Here is an 8,220-nt window from a genome sequence, read left to right as displayed (position 1 = left end):
AGTCCGGGATCGATCGCGGCATCCGGTACGTCGACCACCGACACCTGCCGCGGTGCCTGAAGCAGTGCTGCTCTCACGAGTCCTCCCACCATCGAGTCCCGCAAGTCTCCGCCTGCAGACGTCAAGAAAACAAGGCCGATCGGCCAGCCTGTGGATGGAGCGTTGACATCGCCGACTCCAGGGGCAAAGGTTTTCCTCATGGTGACGATCCCGGCGACCCTGCTGCTCGAGGAACGGGCCGCGCTGGCGATGAACGCGGTGACCGGTCTGGCCGACGACGACCTGGACGGCATTCCGTTCTTCAGCGCGAACCTGCTCGCCCGCCCTGCCCGGCTGGACCACGGTGACTGGGACTACGGCTCCAGCCACGGCCGGCTGACCGACGCGTACCTGCTCGCGCAGCAGATGACCGGCGGGAAGAACTGGGAGCCTCACTGGGAGAAGGTCGCCGACCGCTACCGGCAGACCCTGTTCGGCCTGCTGCACCAGGACGGGCTCACCTATCGCCGAGAGCACCCCCGCGGTCACTGGCGGGCGAATGCCAACCTGATCGACCAGCGTGCGACCCTGCTGGCCCTCACCACCACGGTGATCGCCACCGGTGACAAGAGCGCCAAGCAGGCCGCGGAGCGGCAGGTCGCGGCCTTGAAGCGAATCGCGATCAAGGAACGCGACGTCTGGTTCTACCCCGCGTCGGAGTACACGCCGGACGGCTGGCCGTCCTCGAACGCGATCGATCTCCACCTCGCGCCGGATCCGGCGTCGTTCTCCGGCCGGCTGATCATGCCGCTCCTGCGCTATCACCAGGCCACGGGCAACCAGGACGCGCTGGAGCTGTGCGAGTGGTTCGCCCGCCTGATCGTCGAGAAGAGCGGCGTCTACCTGGACGACGGCAGCTTCAACCCGGCCCGCGTCTACCGCAGCGGTCACTTCCACACCCGGGTAGGCACGCTCGAAGGGCTGGCCCGACTGGCCAGGCATACCGGTGACCACGGCCTGACCGAGTTCACGCGGCGCAGCTACGACTGGGTGCTCACGCAGGCGACCCGGTTCGGCTGGACGCCTGGTGACCTCGCCGACCAACGCTACGAGCACGAGACCTGTTCACTCGTCGACCTGATCGGTCTGGGGACGACGCTCGCCGGCAGCGGGCTCACGTCGTACTGGCCGGTGGTGGAGCGGTTCGTGCGCAACCACCTGGCCGCGTCGCAGTTGCAGGACGTCAGCTGGGTGAAGTCCGCACCCGACCGGTCCGGGGACGAGCCGGGCTGGCGGACGTACGTCGACGTCGGCGAGCGCGTCCTGGGCGCGTTCTGTGGGTACGGCGCTCCGAACGACTACGTCTCCGACGTACCGCTCGGGCGCGGTCATACCAACGACGTCCAAGCCTGCTGTGTCGGTTCCGGTGTCCGCGGGCTGTTCTGGGCATGGAACAGCATCGTCACCGGAGACGACGCGGTGACCCGGGTCAATCTCCTGCTCACCCGCGCACACCGCACTGTCGACGTGATCAGCCATCTGCCGGTCGAAGGCAAGATGGAGCTGACGGTCAACGAGCCGGTGGACGAGCTGCGCGTCCGGGCGCCGGAGTGGGCCGGCTACGCACGCCTCGAACTGCACCGCAACGACGAGGTGCGCACTGGCGCCGAGCGCATCTGGGCGCCGGACGGCTACCTCTCCATTCCACGGCCGCACAAGGGCGAGCGAATCGTGGTGACCTTCCCGATGGTCGAGCAGACCACGACCGAGTCGGCGGCCGGCAACGAGTTCCGGACGACCTGGCGTGGTGACGACGTGATCGCGATCGACCCGCCGGGCCGGTCCCGGCCCATGTACGGCGACCGCACGGAGCACGCCGGCGGTCTGCGCGACTACGAGCTTCACCGACCCGAAACGGAGTGGTCCTGGTGACATCTGGCTGGCTGCTGACCGATCCGCCGAGCGTTCCGGCGCTGACGCCGTACGACCTGCGCTGTGAGCACAGGGTCGAGCCACTCGGCGTCGGGACCGACCGGCCACGGCTGAGCTGGCGCCTGGCGTCGCCGGTGCGCGGAGACCGGCAATCCGCTTTCCGGGTCGTCCTCCAGCGCGACGGCGTCCGGGTGTGGGACAGCAGCTGGCGCACCGACGAACAGACGTATGTCGACCACGGCGGCGCACCGCTCACGTCGTCGACCGACTACGTGTGGCGGCTGGAGGTCCGGGACGCCGCGGGGAAGGTGTGTGAGGCGTCGGCGACGTTCGCCACCGGAATCTTCCACCCGGAAGAGTGGCATGCACGCTGGATCGAGCACGACTGCGAGACCGACGGGTACTTCGAACCACCGGTCGACCGCCAGGAGCCCCGCTCGGTGCGCCAGGCCACACTGGCCGCACCGCGCTACTACCGCCGCTCGTTCGACCTCACCAAGCCGATCACCAGAGCACGCGTCTACGCGACCGCCCACGGCCTCTACCAGCTCAGTGCGAACGGCCGGCGCGTAGGCAACGACGAGCTGACACCCGGCTGGACCGACTACCGCTACCGCCTCGCGTACCAGACGTACGACGTCACTGACCTGTTGCGCGAAGGTGAGAACGTCCTGGGCGCCGTGCTCGGCGAGGGCTGGTGGTCCGGGTACGTCGGCTGGGACACCCGCAGTCACGCGCACCACTACGGCAAGAAGCCACAACTCTTCGCGCAGCTCGTCGTCGACCACGCCGACGGCTCGCAGACGATCGTGGCGACCGACAGCGAGTGGATCGAGCGCACCGGCCCGCTGCGGTTCGCTGACCTGCTGATGGGGGAGTCGTACGACGCCCGCCTCGAGCTCGGCGACTGGTCGAGTCCCGGGTACGACGCCACCGGCTGGGCGCCGGCCGGTGACGCCGGTGCGGACAAGTCGACATTGGTTGCTGCCAGCACCGAACCCGTCCGGATGACGGAGGCCCTCCCGGCACTGACGGTCGACGCCCGCGGGCCGGGTCGCTACGTCGTCGACCTCGGGCAGAACATCGCCGGCCGCGTCCGGTTGCGGGTCCGGGGTGCCGCGTCCGGTGACCGGATCCGGCTGCGGCACGGCGAGATGCTCGAGCCCGACGGCGAGCTCTACACCGCCAACCTCCGGACCGCCGACGCGACCGACTACTACGTCAGCGCAGGCGGCGACGAAGAGTTCTTCGAGCCGGTCTTCACCGTCCACGGCTTCCGGTACGTCGAGATCGACGGCTACCCGGGTGAGCTGACCACGGCCGACGTGACCGGCCGCGCGCTGCACTCGGACACCCCGGTCGCCGGCCGGTTCACATGCTCCGACGAGGGCGTCAACCGGTTGCTCAGCAACATCCGCTGGGGTCAGCGCGGCAACTTCGTCAGCGTGCCGACCGACTGCCCGCAGCGCGACGAACGCCTCGGCTGGACGGCGGACGCGCAGATCTTCCTGCCGACCGCGGCGTACCAGGCCGACGTGCTGACGTTCTTCGGCAACTGGCTCGGCGACCTCGCGGTCGCCCAGACCGGCGAGGGCGCGATCCCGGACGTCATCCCGCACGTGATCACCGGCCGGCACGGCACCCCCGCCTGGGCGGACGCCGCGACGATCGTCCCCTGGACGCTGTACCGGACGTACGGCGACGAACGTGTCCTGCGGCAGGCCTGGCCGACGATGAAGCACTGGGTCGACTACGTCCACCGGGCCAACCCGGACCTCATCTGGCGCAAGCGGACCAGTGGTCACTACGGCGACTGGCTGCAGGTCGGCGTCCGCACGGACCGCGACGTGCTGGCGACGGCGTACTTCGCCCGCAGCGCCGAGCTCACCGCCGCCGCGGCGCGCGTGCTCGGACTGGACGGCGAGGCCGCCGCGTACGGCGAGCTGCGGGCACGGATCGGGGACGCGTTCGTCCGGGAGTTCGTGGATGCCGGGGGCAGGGTTCGCGGTGACACCCAGACCGGCTACCTGCTGCCGTTGGCCTTCGGACTGCTGCCGGAGGAGTCCGAGCAGGCGGCCGTCAAGCACCTGGTCGCCGATCTCGAGCGACGCGGCCGATCACTGACGACCGGGTTCGCCGGTGTCGCGCTGCTGTGCCCGATGCTGGCGAAGTACGGGCATCTCGAGCTGGCGTACGACCTGCTGCACGACGACCGGTATCCCTCCTGGGGCTACTCGATCCGCCACGGCGCGACCACGATCTGGGAGCGCTGGGACGGCTGGACGGAGGAGGGCGGCTTCGGCCCGGTGGCGATGAACTCGTTCAACCACTACTCGCTGGGCTCGGTCGGGGAGTGGCTGTACGGCGGGGTCGCCGGCATCGACCAGGCAGCCGACTCGGTGGCGTTCCGGGACCTGGTGATCAAGCCACGGCCGGGCGGACGGCTGACCTGGGCGGAGGGTGCGTACGACGCTCCCACCGGCCGGGTCGCGACGCGCTGGGAACTGGCCGACGGCACGGTCACCCTGGACGTGACGGTCCCTCCGGGCGCGACCGCGACGGTCCACGTGCCGACGACGGACGCGGACTCGGTGCGCGAGTCCGAGAAGCCGATCTCGGCGCAGGACGGTGTCGAGGTGCTGGGATCGGCCGATCGGGCGCTGGTGTGCCGGGTGCAGTCGGGCCGCTACAGCTTCACCGCTCAGGCCTGAGCGGTACGCCGGCGACGCGGAGGACGGGCCGTGGACCCCCGGATCACCAGTTCGCCGGTGAGATGTGTGGTGTTGGCCGGGGCCGTCGGGTTGAAGTGCTGCCAAGCCTGACGGCCCAGCTCGACCGTGGAGACGGCGTACGTCGTCAGACCGGGGTCGGTGTGTGCACTCATGGGTGCGTCGTCGACGCCGGCCACCGAGAGGTCGTCGGGGACGGACACGCCCAGCTCGCGTAGGCGACTGAGGACCCCGACGGCCACGTGGTCGTTGAAGGCGATCAGTGCGGTCGGGCGGTGGCCGAGGGCCTCGTCGACCGCGTTGAAGCCGTCACGGAGCGCCGAGCCGCAGGGCACGCGGATGATCGTCCGGCCGGCGGCCTCCGCGGTCCGGAACCCGCGCTGGCGTTGCTGGTCGGACCAGGCCTGCGGCGGACCTTCGAGGTAGACGATCCGCTTGTGCCCGAGGGACCCGAGATGCTCACACAGCAACCGGACACCGTGGTGGTAGTCGACGACCACGGCTCCCACCGACGGATGGCGCAGCACCCGGTTGATCAGGACGAGCTTCCGGCTGGCGGCGGCGACCTCCTTCAGCCGCGGCGTGCTCATCCGGGGCGCACACAGCAGCAGGCCGTCGACCCACCGGGCCAGCTCGATCGCCGCGCGGTACTCTCGCTCCGGGTCCTCGTCCGTTCCCGCGACCAGCGTGTGGTTGCCGTCGGTGGCGGCCTCGGCGGAGATGCCCTTGAGGATCTCGGCGAAGTACGGGTTGCCCAGGTCCGGCGCGACCACCCCGATCGTCCGGCTGCTGCCGCGCAGCAGGGTCTGGGCCGCGGGGTTCGGCCGGTAGCCGACCTCCTGGGCGGCCGCGCGGACGCGTTCGGCGACCTGGTCCGAGACCGGCTTGCCGCCGCTGAGCACCCGGGACACGGTCGCGGTCGAGACCTCGGCGAGTCGCGCCACGTCGTGGATCGTGGCCCGGCCGGCGCGATCCCTGGTCGACTTTCTCACGCGCACATTGGACCATGCCGCGGCGCGATTCGCTGCTACCGCAAACATGTAAACCTTTTCCCGTTGCGCCGAACTTCTCTCGGCGAGCTCTTGACGAAGCTCCGGCGCGCTGCGACGGTAGCCGAGGAAAAGGATTACCCGCCCACCGCCCCGGGCCTTCCGGACGGCGGTCCGCGCGAGGAGACTCCCGTGACACACCGCCCCATCGCCCGCCTCCGTTCCGTCCGCTGGTCCGCCGCCGGCCTCTGTCTGGCCCTGGTTCTCGGCGTCCTCGTCACCCCGGCCGGTGCGCCGGCGCGCGCCGTCGCGGCCGCGAACCCGGCCACGTTCGGACCGTTCGACCCGCGGATCGAGCTGGACGGCCACTGGGGACGCGACGACGACGTGGCGATCACGGTGAACTCCGGCTCGTCACTGCGCTTCCGCTTCACCGGCGACCGGCTCGGCGCCTGGTTCGACACCGCGTCGATCACGTCGCCGGCCCAGCTCTACGTGTCCGTCGACCGCGCGGAGCCCGTGCTGGTGAAGGTCGACGAGGACCACAAGGTGTTCGTCGAGGGGCTCGACCCGGACGTCGCGCACACCGCCGAGATCCTGGTCAAGGACGTCGACGAGTACGTCAACCGCTGGACGGTGCCGCTGCAGTCCGGTGTCGTCCTCGAGAAGATCGAGCTCGCGCCGCTGGCCACCCTGATCCCGTTGCCGACGGCCGCCGAGCACCGGATCGAGTTCTACGGCGACTCGATCACCCAAGGCGTGATGGCGCTCTGCCCGGAGCTCGGCAGCGACTGCGCCGACGGCACGAAGGCGTACCCCCACCTGGTCGGCAAGGTGTTCGGCGCCGACCTCAACCAGGTCGGCTTCGGCAAACAAGGCATCATCCAGCCGGGACACGGCAACGTCGGTACGGCGGCCGAGTCGTTCGGCTGGAACCTGGCCGGCTTCCCGGCCGCGCCGTTCGACCCGGACGCGGTCGTGGTCAACTTCGGCACGAACGACGCGCCGTACCCGAGCAGCCGGTTCACCCGCGGCTACCTGGCCTACCTCCGCCAGATCCGCGCCGCGAACCCGCGTACCCTGATCCTCGCCATCCGCCCCTTCAACGGGACGCACAGCGCGGACATCAAGGCCGCGGTCGCGGCGACACAGGACAGCAGGATCGTGTACGTCGACACGACCGGGTGGCTCGGCGCGGACGACTTCAACGGCAGCACCCATCCGAACGTCAAGGGTCATCAGGTCGCGGCCGTCGAGCTGACCAAGGTGCTCCAGCAACTGACCGGCTGGAAGACCACGCGTCCGACCGTCCCCGAGCTGTCTCCGCGGGGTACGGCGGATGCCACCTGCTCAGACACGACACTCAGGCTGACCTTCGACGGACCTGTGCAGCTCGGTGTCCAGGGCAAGCTCCGGATCCACCGGGCGGGCGGAGAGGTCGTCGACACGATCGACCTCGCCGACCGGACGTCGTACCAGCGCCTGATCGGAGGCGCCCGGTCCGACTACGGGCAGCCGCACACCTGGACGTACGAGGCGGTGACCGTCGACGGCCGGACGGTCTCGATCCATCCGCACCAGCGGCTGGCGCCCGGCCAGGTGTACTACGTCACCGTCGACCACGGATTCGTCGTCGGCCATCCTGGGATCACGGTTCCGAGCCTGTGGAGGTTCCGTACCCGGCACGACCCGGCGACCGACGGTCGGCTGCACGTAGGGCCGAAGGGCGACTTCTGCTCGGTCCAGGGCGCGATCGACTTCGTGACCGAGGGCCACACCTCGCGAATCGCCGTGGCGCCCGGCTTCTATCGTGAGCTGATCTACGTGCCGCAGACCAAACCCGGGATCACGATCATCGGTGCCGGCGCGGGCCGGACGGTCATCGGCTACCCGAACAACAACCTGCTGAACGGCGACTACGCGATGGCGAACGTCCCGATCGAGCAGGCGTACTGCCCGCGGCGCGTGCTCGCCCACCCCGACCGCTTCAACTGCTGGCGGGCCGCGTTCGGTGTCGACGCCGACGACTTCACCCTGACCGACGCGACCGTGCAGAACCTGACGCCGTACCGCGGCTCACAGGCCGAGGCGTTCCGCGGAAACGGCGAGCGGATCGTGCTCGCCCGGGTCCGGATCCTCGGCTACCAGGACAGCCTGCGGTTGCAGGGCAAGGGCTTCGTGACCGACAGCTACGTCGAGGGTGACGTCGACTTCGTCTGGGGTACCGGCGGGGTCTTCGTCCAGGACTCGGAGCTGAAGGCGCTGCACGAGGGCTACTACAACCAGGTCCGCAACAGCGACGACGGGTCGGGCAACATCTTCGTGAACGTGCGGCTGACCCGCGGGCCGGACGTGCCCGACGACAGCGTGTTCCTCGGCCGGGTCGAGCTGAACCGGTTTCCGACCAGCCAGGTCGTGTTCATCGACTCCGCGATGGACGCCCACGTGAAGAAGCAGGGCTTCCAGATCACCAACCCGAACGACTGCGCGGCCGCCGGCCGGGTCCGGTTCTGGGAGTACCGCAGTACCGACCTGTCCGGCCGGCCGCTCGACACCAGCGCGCGACTGGCGTGCTCCCGGCAACTCAGTGA

4 protein-coding genes are annotated in these 8,220 nt (G+C 69.9%); 3 read left to right on the top strand and 1 reads right to left on the bottom strand.

The window, feature by feature from the left end:
• Window positions 1-198: 198 nt before the first annotated feature.
• Both E1218_RS11960 and E1218_RS11955 read left to right on the top strand, forming a co-directional pair.
• Window positions 199-1,911, top strand: a complete 1,713-nt coding sequence (locus E1218_RS11960; protein ID WP_132319311.1) for a glycoside hydrolase family protein — start codon at window positions 199-201, stop codon at window positions 1,909-1,911.
• Window positions 1,908-4,622, top strand: a complete 2,715-nt coding sequence (locus E1218_RS11955; protein ID WP_233712180.1) for an alpha-L-rhamnosidase — start codon at window positions 1,908-1,910, stop codon at window positions 4,620-4,622. Before E1218_RS11960 ends, E1218_RS11955 begins: the two co-directional genes overlap by 4 nt.
• Here E1218_RS11955 and E1218_RS11950 read toward each other — a convergent pair.
• On the bottom strand, window positions 4,613-5,632 hold the full coding sequence (locus E1218_RS11950; RefSeq protein ID WP_165949236.1) for a LacI family DNA-binding transcriptional regulator: 1,020 nt from the start codon (window positions 5,630-5,632) through the stop codon (window positions 4,613-4,615). The genes E1218_RS11955 and E1218_RS11950 overlap by 10 nt on opposite strands.
• Window positions 5,633-5,821: 189 nt before the next feature.
• Here E1218_RS11950 and E1218_RS11945 point away from each other — a divergent pair.
• On the top strand, window positions 5,822-8,220 hold a 2,399-nt coding region (locus E1218_RS11945; protein ID WP_132319305.1), incomplete at its 3' end, for a pectinesterase family protein.

It is taken from the genome of Kribbella turkmenica, from assembly GCF_004348725.1.
GTDB lineage: Bacteria > Actinomycetota > Actinomycetes > Propionibacteriales > Kribbellaceae > Kribbella > Kribbella turkmenica.
The sequence above is the reverse complement of the archived record's forward strand: the minus strand, read 5'-3'. Positions and strand labels throughout refer to the sequence as shown.

What these genes read in the sequence shown, in the direction of transcription:
- E1218_RS11960 (WP_132319311.1), top strand. Translation starts at nt 199, where the DNA reads ATGGTGACGATCCCGGCGACCCTGCTGCTCGAGGAACGGGCCGCGCTG.